10 protein-coding genes are annotated in these 18153 nt (G+C 64.5%); 8 read left to right on the forward strand and 2 right to left on the reverse strand.

The annotated features are described in order from the left end of the window. Positions 1-53 precede the first annotated feature (53 nt). Positions 54-2360, forward strand: coding sequence for a xanthine dehydrogenase molybdopterin binding subunit (locus B0919_RS17885; protein ID WP_078013658.1), 2307 nt, complete (start codon positions 54-56; stop codon positions 2358-2360). Positions 2361-2735: 375 nt separating this feature from the next. After that, a complete protein-coding gene (locus B0919_RS17890) occupies positions 2736-3752 on the forward strand; it encodes an XdhC family protein (protein ID WP_176133113.1) in 1017 nt (338 codons plus the stop codon). A 60-nt stretch (positions 3753-3812) separates the two neighbouring features. On the opposite strand, the gene B0919_RS17895 is transcribed toward B0919_RS17890, so the two are convergent. Then, complete coding sequence (locus tag B0919_RS17895) at positions 3813-4355, reverse strand: hypothetical protein (protein WP_139362226.1); 543 nt, start codon at positions 4353-4355, stop codon at positions 3813-3815. Positions 4356-4542: 187 nt separating this feature from the next. Next, a complete protein-coding gene (locus B0919_RS17900) occupies positions 4543-6423 on the reverse strand; it encodes an ABC transporter ATP-binding protein (RefSeq protein ID WP_078013661.1) in 1881 nt (626 codons plus the stop codon). 164 nt (positions 6424-6587) lie between these two features. Between B0919_RS17900 and B0919_RS17905 the strand changes: the two genes are divergently transcribed. The 6 genes from B0919_RS17905 (at position 6588) to B0919_RS17930 (ending at position 18112) form a co-directional block, all read left to right on the forward strand. Then, a complete protein-coding gene (locus B0919_RS17905; protein WP_254846606.1) occupies positions 6588-7778 on the forward strand; it encodes an MFS transporter in 1191 nt (396 codons plus the stop codon). 130 nt (positions 7779-7908) lie between these two features. Next, positions 7909-9936, forward strand: a complete 2028-nt coding sequence (locus B0919_RS17910) for a DUF3857 domain-containing protein (protein WP_078013662.1) — start codon at positions 7909-7911, stop codon at positions 9934-9936. 64 nt (positions 9937-10000) lie between these two features. Next, positions 10001-12058, forward strand: coding sequence for a DUF3857 domain-containing protein (locus B0919_RS17915; RefSeq protein WP_078013663.1), 2058 nt, complete (start codon positions 10001-10003; stop codon positions 12056-12058). Beyond that, positions 12055-14010, forward strand: coding sequence for a DUF3857 domain-containing protein (locus B0919_RS17920; protein ID WP_078013664.1), 1956 nt, complete (start codon positions 12055-12057; stop codon positions 14008-14010). Before B0919_RS17915 ends, B0919_RS17920 begins: the two co-directional genes overlap by 4 nt. 145 nt (positions 14011-14155) lie before the next feature. After that, positions 14156-14686: a hypothetical protein gene (locus B0919_RS17925; RefSeq protein WP_078013665.1), complete on the forward strand. Its 531-nt coding sequence runs from the start codon at positions 14156-14158 to the stop codon at positions 14684-14686. Positions 14687-14794: 108 nt separating this feature from the next. Further along, complete coding sequence (locus B0919_RS17930; protein WP_217701041.1) at positions 14795-18112, forward strand: reprolysin-like metallopeptidase; 3318 nt, start codon at positions 14795-14797, stop codon at positions 18110-18112. Positions 18113-18153: the final 41 nt, after the last annotated feature.

The following is an 18153-nucleotide window of genomic DNA, read 5'->3' on the forward strand; positions in this document are numbered from 1 at the left end:
GCACCGGTCACACCCACTGGGTGGTAATCGGTGCCAGCCTCCCTCCCCTTCTCATGCACAACCTCGACGCTGCCGGCCACGTGCGCGGCGAATCCCAATACCTCGACGATATTCCGGTGCAGCGCGGCACCTTGCACGCCGCCGTGTACGGCTCCCCGCTGGCCCACGGCGTGCTCCAGGGCCTGCACCTGGAGCGGGCCCGCCGCGCGCCGGGCGTGGTGCGCATCCTCACTGCCGCCGACATCCCGGGCGAAAACCAGATTGGCGGCATCGTGCCCGACGAGCCGCTGCTGGCCGAAGGGCACGTGCACTTTCAGGGCCAGCCTGTAGCGCTGGTGCTGGCCGAAACCGAGCCCCAAGCCCGCGCCGCCGTCAAGCTCATCGAAGCCGACATCAGCCCGCTGCCCATCATCACCGATCCGCGTGTGGCGGCGGCCCAGGGCGAGCTGATTGTGCCGCCGCGTACCTTCCGCCTCGGCGACCCAGCTACGGCCTGGGCCGAGTGCGCCCACATCATCGAGGGCACGGCCGAAAACGGCGGGCAGGAGCACCTCTACATTGAAACGCAGGGCGCCTACGCCTATCCTACGGATGGCGGCGGGGTGCGCGTGCACTCCTCCACTCAGGGCCCGACGGCCGTGCAGCGCCACACCGCGCGGGTGCTGGGCACGGGCATGCACAAGGTGGAAGTGGACGTGGTGCGCCTCGGCGGCGGCTTCGGCGGCAAGGAAGACCAGGCCACGACCTGGGGCGCCCTGGCCGCGCTGGGCGCTTACGTGCTACGCAAGCCGGTGAAGCTGGTGCTGCCCCGCCACGACGATCTGCGCATGACGGGCAAGCGCCACCCCTACACCTCCGACTTCAAGCTAGGCCTCTCGGCCGACCTGAAGCTGCTGGCCTACGAGGTGACCTTCTACCAGAATGCCGGCGCCGCGGCCGACCTCTCGCCGGCAGTGCTGGAGCGCACGCTGTTTCACGCCTGCAATACTTACTTCATCCCAAACGTGCGGGCCACGGCCTACAGTTGCCGCACCAACCTACCTCCGAATACCGCTTTTCGCGGTTTTGGCGGTCCGCAGGGCATGTTCGTCATCGAGTCGGCCATTGCCAAGGCGGCCGAGCAGCTGGGCGTGCCGGCCTATGATATTCAGCGGCGCAACCTGCTGCAGGACGGGCAGGTGTTTCCCTATGGCCAGCGCGTGCAGGACTGCAACGCCACGCAGAGCTGGCAAACGGCCGCCGAGAAATTCCAATTGGAGCAGTGGCAGGCCGAGGTGGACCGCTTCAACCAGACGCACTACACCCGGAAGCGCGGCCTGGCAGTAATGCCCATTTGCTTCGGCATTTCCTTTACCAAAACGGCCATGAACCAGGCCCGGGCGCTGGTACACATCTACACCGATGGCACGGTGGGCGTGAGCACCGGGGCGGTGGAAATGGGCCAGGGGGTCAATACCAAAATGGTACAGGTAGCCGCCCGCACGCTGGGCATCAGCCCCGGCCGCGTGCGCCTCGAAACGACCAACACCACCCGCGTAGCCAACACCTCGCCCTCGGCAGCCTCGGCCACGGCCGACCTCAACGGCAAAGCTGTGGAAATGGCCTGCCAGGCCCTGCGCGCCCGCCTCATGCGCCACGCCGCCGACGAGCTGAAGCTGCAGTACGAGGGCCTGGAAATCCGCGACGAGCAGGTGCTCGACGCCGGCCGCCCGGCCGACACCGACTGGGAAAAGCTGGTATCCTCGGCGTACTGGAAGCGGGTGAGCCTGACGGAAAACGCCCACTACGCCACACCGGACCTGTGGTTTGATCAGACCCAAGAAAAGGGCAACCCCTTCGCCTACCACGTGTACGGCACCGCCGTGGTGCAGGCCACTGTCGACACCGTGCGCGGCACCTACGACCTCGACGCGGTGCGCTTGGTGCACGACTTCGGCCAGAGCTTCACCCCGGGCATTGACCGCGGGCAGATCGAGGGCGGGCTGGTGCAGGGCTTGGGCTGGATGACCATGGAGGAGCTGATTTACAACCAGGAGGGCCGCCTGCTAAGCAATGCCCTGAGCACCTATAAGGTGCCCGACCTGTACAGCGTGCCGGCCGTGCTCGACGTGGAATTCTTGGAAACGCCGGGCCACCCCAACGCCATTCTGCGCGCCAAAGCTGTGGGCGAACCGCCGCTGATGTACGGCCTGGGCGCTTACTTCGCCATCCGTAACGCGGTGCGCGCCTTCCGCCCCGAAGCCCGTCCGGCTTTTTCGGCGCCCATCACACCGGAAAAGGTGCTGCTGAACCTACACGGCCCGCTGCCAACGACTCAGCCGGTGACGTCGGCTGGCTCGGCTGCCGTGCCCGCCTCCTAGTCTACCGGATTTCGCAAGAGAAGCCCGCCGATAGCAGCTACTAGCGGGCTTCTCTTAGAGCCTATTCGACAAGTGCAAGCGTCATGTCGAGCTGGTCGAGACATCTCGCTCAGGGCTCTGCTGTTCGTTGAATGAGTTGATTGCTATCTGAGTAAACACGCGAGATGTCTCGACCAGCTCGACATGACGACCTGTTTTCACTCTGTGTCATTTGTCGGATAGGCTCTCACGGTAGCAGCTGATCATCATACCTGGATGCACAGGCAACAAAATGCCAGGAGGCGGAGCTACTGCATTACTAATCAGCAATTCACTCCCCTCTTCATCCTATTTCTGCGCGCAAACTGCTTTCTTGCAGGACGATTCACCACCCCCTTGGATCTACTTACTGCTTTTCCGCCCGTTCCACGCGACTTGCTGGTGTGGCAGCACGCCGTTGCGTGCCTGCGCGCCGGCATTCCGGCCACGCTATTGCTGGTGGTGAGCAGCAGCGGCTCCAGCCCGGGTCGGCAAGGCTTCAAGATGAGCGTGGCGCCGGGCAGCATGGTAGGTTCCATCGGCGGGGGCATCATGGAGCACAAGTTTGTGGAGCTGGCCCGCAGCCGCATGGCCGAGCAGCAGCCCGAGGTGCTCATCCGGGAGCAGATTCACCGCAGCGAGGCCCCGCATGACCGCTCGGGCATGATTTGCTCGGGTCAGCAGACGGTGGTGCTGCTGCCGCTACAGCCCACGTACCTGCCCGCGCTGCGCCAGATAGCTCACGCCCTGCAGCACGACGAACGCGCCTGGCTGCAACTCACCGGCAGCGGCGAGCTGCAAGTGGGAAATGGCGTCCCGCCGCTGCCGGCTGGTTTTCAGCCCGCTCAAGACCCCTATCCGTGGCGCTACACCGAGGCCTTGGGCTTCCGCGACCAACTCGTCATTGTGGGCGGCGGCCACGTGGGCCTGGCCCTGTCGCAGCTGGCGGCTACGCTGGACTTCCGCCTCGTGGTGCTCGACGACCGTGCCGGGCTGAATACCCTACAGCTCAACCCCTACGCCCACGAAAAGCGCACGGTGGAGTACCAAAACCTAGCCCAGGAAATAGCCGAAGGCCCGCATCAGTACGTGGTCATCATGACGGTTGGCTACCGCACCGACGCGGTGGCGCTGCGTCAGCTGCTCGCCAAGCGCTTCGCCTACCTCGGCCTGATGGGCAGCGAAGCCAAAATTGCCCAGCTGCGCCAGGACCTTTACGCCGAGGGCTACACCGCCGAGCAGCTGGCCCACTTGCACGCCCCGATTGGCATTCCGATTCATAGCCGTACGCCGCCGGAAATTGCCGTTAGTGTGGCTGCTGAGCTGATTCGGGCGCGCAATGCGCCGGGCGCCGACACGTCGCCGCAGCGGTAGGGCAGCGTACCCTTTGGACCGGTCCACCAGAGAAGCAGGCGGCCCAAGAGGGCTAGCGCACTACCGATCCAGGCCCTGAATCATCACGCACTCCTCCATCGTCAGCCCGGACATCTGCACCCAGTGCAGCAGCTCGGGCGTTTTGATGGTTTCAATCCGGTCGTTGCGGTGCCGCTGGCTGAGCTGCTCTACCAGCTCGTGACCAGCGGTTTGCTCGATCAGATAGCCGATGGCACACACCCGGCCGTCGCGGTCCATCAGGCAGGGCCGGCGCCGGGCGGGGTGCTCCGTATCGATGGGAAACAGGCCGGTGGTCCAGTACGCGTGGAGCAACTTGAGCGTGCGGTAGCGGCGGCGGCGCAGGTGACTGGGCATGCCACGGGTGCCCTTGTGCCGCAGCACGTCCTCGGTGTACTGCAAGTGGGCGGCAATGCGCGCGTGTTCGTCGGCGACGCTCAGCACGGGCTCCACCGCCGCGGGTTTATAGCTCACGGGCCGGATCAGGAAACTGGCAGCAGTGCCCTCAGCCGCCGAATTTTGCTGGCAGCCAGTGCTGAATAAACCGCCGGCCACCAGACCAGCGAGGATAACCAATGTTTTCACGGTGGGTAAGGATAGCTGCGCGCAAAGCAGCGGTCAGGCGCCGGGCGTTGGTAGCCTCCAACTGCTGCTTCGCTTTCTATGATCCAAAAATACCCCAACAGGTTGCAAAACACCAAAAACTTTTAATAGAATCAGCCTATTTATTCTTGTTATTGTTGAGTTAACCAAACTAAATAAGCGCTAGGACTTATTGGTACCCGGCAGCCTGTAACTGAAACAGCTCAGCGTAGCGCCCGCCGCGCGCTAACAACTCCTGGTGGCTGCCCAGCTCCACAAACTGACCGTGCTCAATGACCAGAATGCGGTCGGCCATGCGCACGGTGCTGAAGCGGTGCGAAATGAGCACGGCGGTTTTGCCCTGCGTCAGCTCCTTGAAGCGCTGAAACACCTCGTACTCGGCGCGGGCATCGAGGGCGGCGGTGGGCTCGTCGAGGATGAGCAACTGGGCGTCGCGCATGTAGGCGCGGCCCAGCGCAATTTTCTGCCACTCGCCGCCCGACAGGTCTACCCCGCCGTTGAAGCGCCGCCCGATCATCTGCTCGTAGCCGGCGGGCAGCTTGGCAATGACGGAGTCGGCGAGGCTCTGCGCGGCGGCCTGCTCGATGCGCGGGCGGTTGTCCTTTTCCTCGATGCGGCCCACGGCCAGGTTCTGGCCCGCCGGCAGCTGAAAGCGCACGAAGTCCTGGAAGATAACCCCGATTTCCTGCCGCAGCTCGGCCGGGTCGTATTCGCGCAGATCGTGGCCATCGAGCAGGATGCGGCCTTCGGTGGGGTCGTAGAGGCGGGCCAGCAGCTTGACGAGAGTCGTTTTGCCCGCGCCGTTTTCGCCCACCAGGGCCAGCTTCTCGCCCGCCCGAAGCTGGAAGTTGAGGTGGCGCAGAGCCCATTTTTCGCTGTTGCGGTAGCGGAAACCCACATTGTCGAAGGTAAAGCCCTCCCGGATAGGCCGCGGGAAGGGCCGCACCGACTGACCCGTTTCGGGCCGCCGGATGCGCGGCTGCAGGTGGAAGAAGTCGAAGAAGTCCTGCAAGTACAGGGCGCCATCGGCCACTGAGCTGAAGCGGCTCAGGATGCCTTCGAGCAAGCTGCGCATGCGCCCGAAGGAGCCGGCCAGAAACGTCAGCTGGCCCACCGAAATCTGCCCGCGCACGGCCTGGCTGATGATGTACACGTAGGCGGCGTAGTAGCCGGCCGCGCCTACGGCGGCGAAGAACGTGCCCCAGCCCGCGCGACGGATGACGAGGTCCTTGTTTTGCTGGTAGAACTGATCCGACAACAGCCGAAAACGGTCAATCAGAAAGCCCGAGAGGCCGAAAATCTTCACCTCCTTGGCCGTTTCGTCAGAGGCCCCGGTCTGGCGCAAGTAGTCCAACTCGCGCCGCTCGGGCGTCCAGCCGTGCACCAGCGAGTAGCTACGCTCGTTGAAGTGCGACTCGCCCAGAAACGCTGGTACCACCGCCACCAGCAGGAGCAGGAGTAGCCAGGGATTGAACGTTACCAGGCCCACGGCCAGAAACGCCATGGTGATGAAATCCTGCGCCTGCGAGAGCACCTGCGCCATGAGCACGGTGCGCGAGAGGGTTTGACGCCGGGCCCGTTCCAGCTTGTCGTAGAAGGCGCTGTCCTCGAACTGGTCGAGGTCGAGCTCGGCCGCGTGCTCCATCAGCCGGATGGAGGTCTGGTTGGCAAACAGGTCGCCGAGCAGGGAATCGAGCAGGGCCACGCCCCGGCCCAGGGCGTCGGAGAGAATGGCCAGGCCGAACTCCAGCGCCACGAGCGTGAGGGCCGGGGTCAGGCTGCGCTCGGCCGCGGGCTGGCGGCTCAGCGTCACCACCGCGTCGAGAATCAGCTGGCCTACGTAGAGCATGGCCACGGGCAAAGCGGCGCGCACCAGGCGTAGGGCAATGTTGCCCAGGGTGAGGCCGGGGGAGGTCTGCCAGATCAGCCGCAGAAACTCCGGTAGGTTTTTGAGGGCCGAAAACCGCTCGCGCACCGTCACGGCGGGCTTGCCGTCGGGGCGCGGGCGCTTGGCCGAAATGCGCTGCAAAAAAGTAGTCCAGAAACTCATAGGTACAGGCGCTTACGCACACGGCGCGCCAACGGTCAAGCTGCGCCGTTTTGGCAGCATACTCCGCTGCCGTTGGCTTCGCCGCAGCGCGGCGGCCCCGGACCCGAATCCGTGGCCCTTCATTTCGGGCTACCTTTGCGGGCGCAACAGCGTACCGCTTCTTCATGCCCACTGCTTCCACCCCGCGGGTGTACACGGCCGGTTTCTGGCTGATGTGCCTGAGCTCCTTTTTGTTCTTTCTGAGCTTCAACCTGCTTATTCCGGAGCTACCGGACCACCTCACGCGCCTGGGGGGAGGCGAGTACAAGGGCTACATCATTGCTCTGTTCACCGTCACGGCGGCCATTTCGCGCCCGTTCAGCGGCAAGCTGGCCGATACGGTGGGGCGCATTCCGGTCATGGTCATCGGCACCCTGGTGTGCTTCGTGTGCGGCTTCCTCTACGCCTGGGCTACCACGGTTTTTACCTTTTTGGCGCTGCGCCTGCTGCACGGCTTCAGCACCGGCTTCAAGCCCACTGGCACCGCCGCCTTCATTGCCGATATCATCCCGGTGGAGCGCCGCGGCGAGGCCATGGGGCTACTGGGGGTGTGTGGTACTCTGGGTATGGCCGTGGGGCCGGCATTGTGCGGGCCCATCACCGAGTACTTCTCCATCAACACCCTGTTCTACGTCTCGTCGGGGCTCGCGCTGCTCTCGGTGCTGGTGCAAGGCACCATGACGGAAACGCTGGCCGTGACGCAGCGGCAGAAGTTTCACTGGGGCCTGCTGCGCATTGAGTGGCACGAGGTGCTGGAGCCGCGGGTGCTCAAGCCGGCTGTGGTCACGCTGCTCTGCCTGTTTCCCTACGGCGCCATCGTCACCATCGTGCCCGACCAAAGCCAGCTGCTGGGCCTGACGGGCCTGACCAAAGGCTCGTTTTTCATCTGCTACACCATTTCCACCTTGGCCGTGCGCCTGGTGGCGGGCCGCGCCTCCGATATCTACGGGCGGGTACCGGTGCTGCGCCTCTCTACCCTGGCGCTGGTGCTGGCCCTGGCCGTGCTCACGCTGGCGCACACGCCGCTGGTGTTCCTGATTGGGGCGGGCCTGTTCGGCCTGGCCTCAGGGCTGAACTCGCCTACCCTTTACGCCTGGACCGTGGATTTAAGTCACCCCGAGCACCGCGGCCGGGCCGTGGGCACCATGTATATCGCGCTGGAAGTGGGCATCATGTTCGGGGCGCTGCTGGCCGGCTGGGTGTACTCCAACGACGCCAGCCGCCTACCGCTGGTATACGCCCTGAGCGCGGCCTGCGTGCTCGGCGCGCTGCTGTACTTGTACCGCCAGCCCAAGCACCAAACCGCCGCGGCTTGACATTAAAAAATTTCATCTAGACTTCATTTATATTCCTTGCATATAGTACTTTTAGGGTACTAAACTGCGCGACCTAAGCATTTAGCGGCGGACAATCAGCTTTAGGCCGATTTGTCTCTTATCCCGCTGTATGCAATCCGTTGTAGGTGGGCTTCTCGGAGCCCTGTTAGCATGTTCCGTAGCCGGGGCTGCCATTGCCCAGGACGCCCCTATTAAGTTCGGAAAAGTAGAAGCCAAAGACTTCGACCCGGCCACTTACCACAACACCGCCGACGCGCCCGCCGTGGTGCTCTGTGACTTCGGTCAGTCGCGCATTGCGGGCGGCGACGAAGGCTTTTACGTGGTGTTCGAGCGCGTGACCCGCGTGCTCGTGCTCAATAAAGCTGGCTACGAGCAGGCCACCGTGCGCGTGCCGCTCTATCGCCGCGATGGGCAGGAAGAGAAGCTCCTGAACGTAAAAGGCTTCACCTACAACCTGGTCGGCGGCAAGGTGGAAAAGCAGAAGCTCGACGAGAGCGGCATCTTCCGCGAGCAGGTTGATAACAACCGCACCGTGGGCAAATTCACCTTGCCCAGCGTGCGCGAAGGATCCATCCTGGAGTACACCTACACGGTCAAATCGGGCTTTGTCTTCAACCTGCAGGACTGGCAGTTTCAGCGCGATATTCCGGTGGAGTGGAGCGAGTACCGCACGCTGATTCCCGGGTTTTACACCTACAAGGAAATACCCCACGGCTACCTGCCTTACAAGTGGCAGGAGCGCAAGGTAGTGAGCTACAGTACTTCGGTACGGCAGACAGTGCACGACAGCTACGGCAGCAGCACCGGCAACACCAACATGCTAACGCTAACCTGCAACGCGCTCAATAGCCGGTGGGTGATGGAGCAGGTGCCGGCGTTCCGCGAAGAGGCGTATATGACTACTCCGCGCGACTACCTGGCGGCTCTGGACTTCGAGCTGGACAAAATCCAGTGGGACGAAAAGCACGTGCAACAGGTAACATCTACCTGGGAGAAAATCAGCGAGGAAATGCTGAAGGACGACGACTTCGGGGGTTACCTGAAGGAACGCTCGTCGCTGACGCCCGCCGCCCAGGCCCTGGCCACGCAGGTGCCCGATCCGGCCGCCCGCGCCGCGGCGGCCGTAGCCCTGGTACAGCAGGCTGTGCGCTACAACGGCGAGACGCGCATGTACGCCCACACGCCGCTCAAGCGCGTGCTGGAGCAAAAACAAGGCACGTCGGCCGAGCTGAACCTGCTGCTGATCCGGACCCTGCGCGACGCAGGCTTGCAGGCTAACCCCGTGCTGGTAAGCACCCGCAGCCACGGCCGCATCCAGACGGAAGTACCGCTGCTCAGCCAGTTCAACTACACGCTGGCCCAGGTGAGCCTGGCACCCGGCCAGGACCTGCTGCTCGACGCAACCAACCCGCTGCTCGAACCCGGCACCTTGCCCGAGCAATGCCTGAACGGGCAGGGCCGCCTCATTGGCCCGCAGGGCCGCTGGGTGTCGCTGCTACCCACCCAACGCTTCCTGCACTTCACCAACGCCCGGCTGGTGCTGGACGAACAGGGCAACCTGAGCGGCAACGTGAAAGTGGAATACGGTGGTTACGCCGGCGTGGACGAGCGCGGCGCCGTGGCCGAACACGGAGAGAAGGACTACGTCGGCTCGTGGCAACGACGCCACCCCGACTGGAAGCTCACCCGCTCGGCCGTGCAGCGCCTGGAAGAACGGGCCAAGCCCCTGCTGCTCGACCTGGATGTGCACGTACCCGGCCCGGCCGCGACGACCGGGCAGCCGCTGTACCTGCCGGTGATGCAGCTGTTTGCCGACGTGTCGAACCCCTTTCCGCAGGAGCAGCGCCGCTACCCCGTCGACTTCGGCATGGCCCACGAGTACACGACCACCGTGCTGGTAACCCTACCCGCGGGCTACACTGTGGAGGAGCTGCCGGCCAAAACACTGCTGGAGCTACCCAACGGCGACGGCCGCTTCGTGTACGAGGCCACGCTGCAGGGCCAGACGCTGCAGCTCACCAGCCGCCTGCTGCTGCGCAAGGCCGAATACCAGCCGCGCGAGTACGCCGCCCTGCGCGAGCTGTTTACCCGCTCGTTGGCCAAGCACCGCGAACCGCTGGTGCTGCGCCGCCCCTAATTCAGCCACTACCGGGCCGCCCCGGTGGCCCGCTCCCGTTCGAATTCAATAACTCACTGCCTGTATGCAACACCGTTTACTACACTGGGGCCTCGCCCTCACCTGCGCCGCGCTGGCTTACCTGCCGGCTCAGGCCCAGACCGAGCCTGTCAAATTCGGCAAAATCGAACCCAAAGACTTTGACAAGGCGGCCTTCGTGGGCGACAGCGCCGCCAACGCGGTGGTGCTGTGCGACTACGGCCGCTCTTACTTCATCATGTCGCCGAAAGGCGAGTTTCGCGTCGCCTTTGAGCGCGTGACCCGCATCAAAATCCTTAAAAAAGGCGGCTACGAGTGGGGCGACGGCGAAGTGACGCTGTACCGCCGCGGCGGCGAGGAGGAAAAGATCAGCAACCTGCGGGGCTTTACCTACAACGAAGGCGCGAAAGGCGAAATCACCAAGACCAAGCTGGAGAGCAGCAGCATCTTCACCGAGCAGCTCGACGAGCACTACACCCGGCGTAAGTTCTCTATGCCCAATGTGCACGAGGGCTCGGTGGTGGAATATGCCTACACGGTTTCCTCCGACTTCCTCTTCAACTTCCAAGACTGGTCTTTCCAAAACAGCATTCCGACGCGCTGGAGCGAGTACCGGGCCAGCATCCCGGAGTATTTCGACTACAAGCAGCTCTGGCAGGGCTACGAGCCCATGGCCGTGCAGGAAAAAAACGAAGGCACGACGCAGTTCACCGTCAGCTGGGGTGGTGAGTCCGTAGGCTCGGGCTTCAACTCGCAGCGGGTATCGGGCGGCAGCGAAACCGTGACGCCGCGCGTGACCAACTACCGCTGGGCTGGCCAAAACATCCCCGCGCTCAAGTCGGAGCCTTACATGACCACGACGCGCGACTACATCACCCGCGTGGACTTTGAGCTGGCCGGGGTTCGGTTCCCGAATTCGGCGTACCAGAATGTTAGCAACTCCTGGGAAAAGGTGCAGTCCGAGCTGCTGACTTCCGACAACTTCGGCGGCCAGCTGCGCCGCGGCAGCGGGCTGCTTAAAACGCAGATTGCCGCCCTGGTAGCCAAATACCCTAACCCGGCCGAGCGCGCCGCCGCCGTGCACGAGCTGGTGCGTACGGGGATGAAAAGCTCCGATTACGGCCTGTTTTCGAACGTAGGGGTGCGCAAAGCCTGGGAGCAGCACGGCGGCAATGCCGCTGACGTGAACCTGCTGCTGGTGGCTGCCCTGCGCGACGCCGGGCTGCAGGCCAACCCCGTTATCCTCAGCACCCGCGACCACGGCCAGGTAAATGCTACCTTCCCGCTTATCTCGCGCTTCAACTACGTGGTGGCCCACGTGCAGCTGCCCGATAGCCAGCAAGTGCTGGCCGACGCCACCGAGGAGCTGGCTCCCTTTGGCATGCTGCCCGAGCACTGCCTCAACGGCCAGGGCCGCCTTATCCGGGACGAAAAGAACGGCTCGTGGGTGAAGCTGGACTCCCCGTTCCGCCACGTGCATTTCCGCTCAGCCCAACTCACGCTGGATGAGCGCGGCACGCTCAGCGGCAAGATGCGCGACGAGCAAAGCGGCTACCTGGCCCTGCAGCAGCGCAACGACCTGCGCCAGCAAGGCGAGAAAAAGTACGTGGAGAACCTGGTAAAGGAGCTGGAAGGCTGGAAGATTGACAAGTTTGCTTTCCAGAATGCAGCCGTGCTGGCCAAGCCCCTGATGCTGGACCTCGACCTGCGCATCCCGGGCGAGTCGGAGCAGCCGCTGGGTACCATCTACCTCAGCCTGATGCAGGCCCTGAACGACGCCGGCCAGAACCCCTTCAAACACACGGAACGCCGCTTCCCGGTGGACTTTGCTACGCGCCGCGAGCAAACCAGCATGGTAACGCTCACGCTGCCCGCCAACTACGCGGTGGAAGAGCTGCCGAAGAGTGCCCAGATAGAGCTGCCCAATGGTGGTGGCCGCTTCCTGTTCAACGTAACTCCCGTGGGCAATACGCTGCAGATCATGAGCCGCATGACCCTGAACCGCAGCATGTTTCTGGCCGAAGAGTACCCCGGCCTGCGCGAGTTCTACGAGCGGATGCTGGCCAAGCAGGCCGAGAAAATTGTGCTGAAGCGCAAGTCATGAGCATGCTACCAGCCTTCTTCTCCTACCGCCGGGCGCTGCTCGGCGGCAGCCTGCTGCTCAGCAGCCTGCTGGCCCGGGCCGGCGGTGGCGACACGCGCTGGCCGGTAGATGCCATTCCGGCCGCACTGCGCGAAAACGCCCACGCCGTCATCCGGCAGCAAGACGACATTCTCACCGTCAAATCGGCCGGGCGCATGGTGTACACCGTGCACCGGGTGGTGACGGTGCTCGACGAACAGGGCGAGCAGTGGGGCGTAGCCGGCGTGATGTACGACAAGCTCATCCAGTTCAGCTACCTGCGCGGGGCGGTGTACGACGAGTCAGGCAAGCAAATCCGCCCGCTGCGCAGCTCTGATATCAAGGATTACAGTGCCATCAGCGGCTTCAGCATCTACGAGGACAACCGCGTGCGCGTGGGCGACCTGCGCCAGCCACGCTACCCGTACACGGCGGAGTTTGAGTACGAGTTTACCTCCGAAAACACCCTGTCGTACCCGGACTGGCAGCCCCAGGACCACGAGCACGTGAGCCTGGAGCACGCCACGTTGCGCGTCATCACGCCGCCCGAGCTGCCGCTGCGCTACCTGGAAGCCCGCCTACCGGCCGGCAACACCGTTTCGAAAAGCCAGCAGGGCACGCAGCAGGTGCATTCCTGGCAGCTCACCAACCTGCCGGCGGTGGAGCGCGAGCCGTACAGCCCGCCGCTGGACGAGCAGCTGCCCGCCGTGTACGTAGCCCCAACGGCCTTCGAGGTGCAGGGCTACCGCGGCACGCTGTCTTCGTGGAAGGAGTTTGGCAAGTGGGATTACGACCTGAACCAGGGCCGGTCCGAACTGACGCCCGAAACCACGGCCAAAGTCGCGGAGCTGGTGAAAGGCCTCAGCGACCCGCGCCAGAAAGCGCAGAAGATTTACGAGCACCTGCAGAACTCCACCCGCTACGTGTCGATTCAGCTCGGCATCGGGGGGTACCAGACGTTTCCGGCTACTACCGTGGCCACCAATGGCTACGGCGACTGCAAGGCCTTGTCGAACTACTGCATGGCCTTGCTGCGCAGCGCCGGCGTGCCGAGCTACTGCGCGCTGGTGGGCGCCGGCGAGCAGAACGTCGGCATGCGCACCGACTTCCCCAGCAACCAGTTCAACCACATGATCCTGTGCGTGCCCCTGCCCAAAGACACCGTGTGGCTGGAGTGCACCTCGCAGCAGCAGGCCTTCGGCTACATGGGCAGCTTTACGGGCGGACGCCACGCGCTGCTGCTCACGCCGGAGGGCGGCAAGCTGGTGCGTACCCCGCGCTACGGCGCAACGCTGAACCGGCAGCTGCGTCGCGCCGATGTGCAAATCGATGAGCAGGGCCACGGCCGGGCCACGGTGCGCACCACCAGTACGGGCCTGCAACAGGACGATTTGGCCCAGCGGCTGCACTCGCTCACGGCCGATGAGCAACGCCAGTACGCCTACAAGCAACTGGCCCTGCCCGCCGTGACCATCGAGCAGAGCAACTGGCAGGCCGACCACCGCGGCGCCATTCCGGCCGTGACGGAGCGGCTGACCCTGGCCCTGCCCAGCTACGCCGCCCGCACCGGCCGCCGCCTTTTTCTCACGCCCAACCTGCTGAACCGCAGCTCGGCGCCTGCCCCGCGCGTGGGTGCCCGCCAGACGCCGCTGCAGCTGCTCATGCCCTTCACCGACGCCGACACCATCCGCTACCAGGTACCCGTCGGGTACAAGCCCGAATCGGTACCGGCCCCGGTGAAGCTGAGCACAGCTTTCGGCAGCTACGAAGCGCAGGTGCAGGTGCTGCCCGACGGCACCGTGCAGTACATCCGGCGCCTGCAGATGAACGGCGGCCGCTACGAGGCGGCCCAGTACGAAGCGTACGAGGATTTTCGCCAGCGCATCAGCAAGGCCGACCGCGCCCAGCTGGTGCTGGTGCGGCCGGAGTCCTGATGCCTTCGGGCTGATTTCACGGTTTGTGCACGGAGCCGGACGCAGCTAGCGTCCGGCTCCGTTTTTTTAGGCGCGGTAAGCCACGCCCGGCTGCAACTGCTAGGCTCCTGCCCGGGTCAGTGCAACTACCTGCTACCTTGCTGCTATGCTGCTCTTCGCCTTGTGGTTTCCGCTACTGCTAGCCTCGGTTGCTAATCAGGCCACCGCGCCTGCCAATTACTGGACCGACGTACCGACAGCGTCGGCCCGGCGGCGGCTGGGTGCCCCGCGCCTGCGGCCCACCCGCTACCGGGTGCTTAAGCTCGACGAAACGGCCGCGCGCCGCTTTCTGCAGCGCGTACCCGCCCAAGGCGACGCCCCTGCCCTGCTGGCCCTGCCGCTGCCCAACGGACGCATGGTGGCCTTCCGGGTGCAGCGCACAGCCGTGATGCACCCCGCGCTGGCGGCCCGCTACCCCGAGCTGCAAACATTTGCCGGCAAGGACGCCCAGGACCCCTCGGCCGACCTGCGTCTGGAGCTGACGCCAACCGGTTTGCGCGCCCAGATTATCGGCTACGGCAGCACTTTTCTCGTGGAGCCATACCGCCCGGACGACACCGCTCACTACCTGAGCTTCGACAAGGCCGCCCTGCCGTCCGGCAGCAAGCAATGGGCGGAGCCCGCGCCAACACCTTAAAGTTCTGCCACTAATGGCACTGGGTAGCGGTCCAAAAAGCCTATCTTAGGGCCACCCAAATTAGTTTTTCCCTTTTCTTCAACACCCTACCCTCTTTTTCTTTTGCCTATGCGCACAAGTTCTACCCTGACCGGCACCGCTTTACGCGGTGCGTTGCTGGGAAGTCTGCTGGCGACGGGTTTGGCCACTCCCTTTGCTGCCTCGGCGCAGCGCGTGCTGTGGGCTGAAGCCAAAACCGAACAACTGCCCGCCGCCGCCCGCCGCACCATCCAGGCGCTGGACCGGTACCGGGTGGTGAGCATTCAGGCCGCCAACTTGCGGGCGGCCCTGCAGCAGGCACCGGCCGAAGCCGGCGCCGGGGCTCGCCGCTCTGCCACGGTCATCTCGCTGCCCCTGCCGGATGGCACCTCCGCTCGTTTCCGCGTGGTGGAAACCGCCATCATGGCGCCGGGCCTGGCGGCTCGCTACCCCATGATCAAAACCTACGCCGCGCAGGGCATTGACGACCCGACGGCTACGGCCTACCTCGACTTGTCGCCGGCGGGTTTGCACGTTATGATCCTGTCGGCTACCAACACGGTGTTTGTGGACCCGACGGCCGATGGCACCAACCACTTGGTCTTCTACAAGCGCGACATCAACCAGTCGGCCGTGATGCGCGGCGTGTGCGGCGTGCAGGCGGCAAGCACTATGGGCCAGCGTCTGGCTCCGAAGGAAAGTACCCCCCTGGCCAGCCGCCCCAACGGTACGCAGCTGCGCACCTACCGCATGGCCATGGCCTGTACCGGCGAATACGCAGCTACCAAGGGCGGCACCGTAGCGGGTGCCCTGGCGGGCATCGTGGCCTCGGTTAACCGCGTGAGCGGGGTATACACCACCGAGCTGGCCATCCGCCTGCAGCTGATCAGCAACACCGACCAGCTGATATTCCTCGACGCGGCTAACGACCCCTACACCAACGTCAGCAACGGCGCTACGCTCAACACCAACCAGCAGATAGTGGACACGCGCATCGGCGCGGCCAACTACGACATTGGGCACGTGTTTAACACCGATGGCGGCGGCGTGGCCGGCCTCGGCGTGGTATGCGTGGCGGGCAACAAAGCCCGCGGCACTACCGGCCTGCCCAACCCCACCGGCGACGCCTTCGACATCGACTTTGTGGCCCACGAAGTGGGGCACCAGTTCGGTGCCAGCCACACCTTCAACTCCAGCACGGACGGCAACTGCAGCGGCGGCAACCGCACCGCCTCGGCGGCTTATGAGCCCGGCTCGGGCTCGACCATCATGGCTTACGCCAGCATCTGCGCCCCCAGCAACCTGCAGATGTTCTCGGATCCGTACTTCCACACGAAGAGCTACGATGACATCCTGAATCACATCAACGGCAACGGTGCCTGCGCCGTGCTGACGCCGACCAACAACGGCGTACCGACGGTGGATGCCGGCGTGCGCCGCGTCATTCCCAAGGGCACGCCGTTTGAGCTGACCGGCTCCGGCTCCGACCCTGATGGCGACGCGCTGACGTACTGCTGGGAGCAGTTCGACCTCGGCCCCGGCGGCCCGCCGAACTCGCCCTCGGGCGACGCGCCCATCTTCCGTTCGTTCAACCCCACGACCAGCCCCTCGCGCGTGTTTCCGCGCCTGAGCAACCTGCTGAGCAACACCAGCACCATCGGTGAAATCCTGCCGAGCTACGGCCGCACCCTGCACTTCCGCCTTACCGCCCGCGACAACCGCGTCAGCGGCGGCGCGGTGGAGTACGACACGGTATCGGTGCCGGTAATCGGCACGGCCGGCCCCTTCGTGGTGACGGCGCCGAACACCAACGTAACCTGGCGCGCTACCGTGCCCCAGCAAGTTACCTGGGACGTAGCCAACACCACGGCCGCCCCCATCAGTGCGGCCAACGTGGACATTCTGCTTTCGACCGACGGCGGACAGACCTTCCCCTACACCCTGGCGGCAGGTACCCCCAACGACGGCAGCCAAACCGTGACCGTACCGGCTACGGTGCCGGCCAGCACGCAGGCCCGCATCAAGGTAAAGGCCAGCGGCAACGTGTTCTTCGACCTGTCGAACGTCAACTTCGCGCTGCAGGTCCCCACGACCCCGGGCTTCTACCTGACCAGCGACTGCTCCAGCACGCCGCCCGCCTTCTGCCCCGGCTCTTCGGCTACTTGCACCCTGCAGGTGGGCCAGTTGCTGGGCTTCACGGGCCAGGTGGCGCTTTCGGCTTCCAACCTGCCCGCCGGCGTGACGGCTACGTTTGCCTCCACCTCGGTGGCAGCTGGCGCTAGCACGTCCATCACCCTCACCGCGACGCGCACCACCACTTCGGGCACGTACACCTTCAACGTCCTGGGCAGCAACGGCAACCAGCAGGAAAGCCAGCCCGTCACGATAATCATCCGCAACGCGGCCTTCGTACCGCCCACGCCGATTCTGCCCGCAGCCAACTCGGTACGCGCTCTGGCGCTGCCCACCTTCCAGTGGTCGGCTATTCAGGCCGCTACTTCCTACGACCTGCAAGTAGCCACCGACGCGGCTTTCACCAACCTGGTTATCAACCAGACGGGTGTCAGCACCAACTCCTACACCTCCACGGTCACGCTGACGTCGAACGGGCGCTACTTCTGGCGCGTGCGCGGCATTGCCGACTGCGGCACGGGTGACTGGTCGGCCAGCCAATCGTTCTACGTGGGCCGCACGGCGTGCACCACTTACGCCTCCACCAACGTGCCGGTGAACATTGCCTCTACGGGCTCGGCCGTGGCACTGTCCACGCTTACGCTCAACGGTGTGGGCACCATTTCCGACCTGCGCTTGCGCAACCTGAACATCACCCACCCGAACGTGGGCGAGTTGATCATCGCTCTGATCGGGCCGACGGGCCGCCGCATCACGGTGATGTCGGTACCCTGCGACGGCACGGCCAACGTCAACGCGAACTTCAGCGACGCCGGCAATGCCATTACCTGCCCCATCAACACGGGCGGCACTTACCAGCCCCTGAACCCATTCTCCACCTTCCGCGGCCTGAGCGCCGACGGCCAGTGGACGCTGCTGATTCAGGACGTAGTAACCGGCAACGGCGGCGACCTGACCTCGTGGGGCCTAGAAGTGTGCACGGTGCAGGATGCCGTCACCTCGGCCCGCGACGTGCAGAAGCTGCAGGGCGTATCGGTGTTCCCGAATCCGAGCACCGGCCTGTTTGAGCTGCAAGTGGACAACGGCGTGCGCGGCACCTTGCAGGTGCGCGTAACCGACGCCGTAGGCCGCGTGGTGATGACCAAGCAGCTGAACAAAGGAGCCGGCCTGCTGCATGACGGCCTCGACCTGAGCAAGCTCAGCCGCGGTATGTACCAGCTGCACCTGGAGCTGCCCGGCGGCGGTGTATCCGTCGAAAAGCTGATGAAGCTGTAAGCCAACTCCAGCTTTAGGTCTTAAAAAGGCCGCTCCTCGTG

This window comes from Hymenobacter sp. CRA2 (assembly GCF_002007105.1).
Classification (GTDB): Bacteria; Bacteroidota; Bacteroidia; order Cytophagales; family Hymenobacteraceae; genus Solirubrum.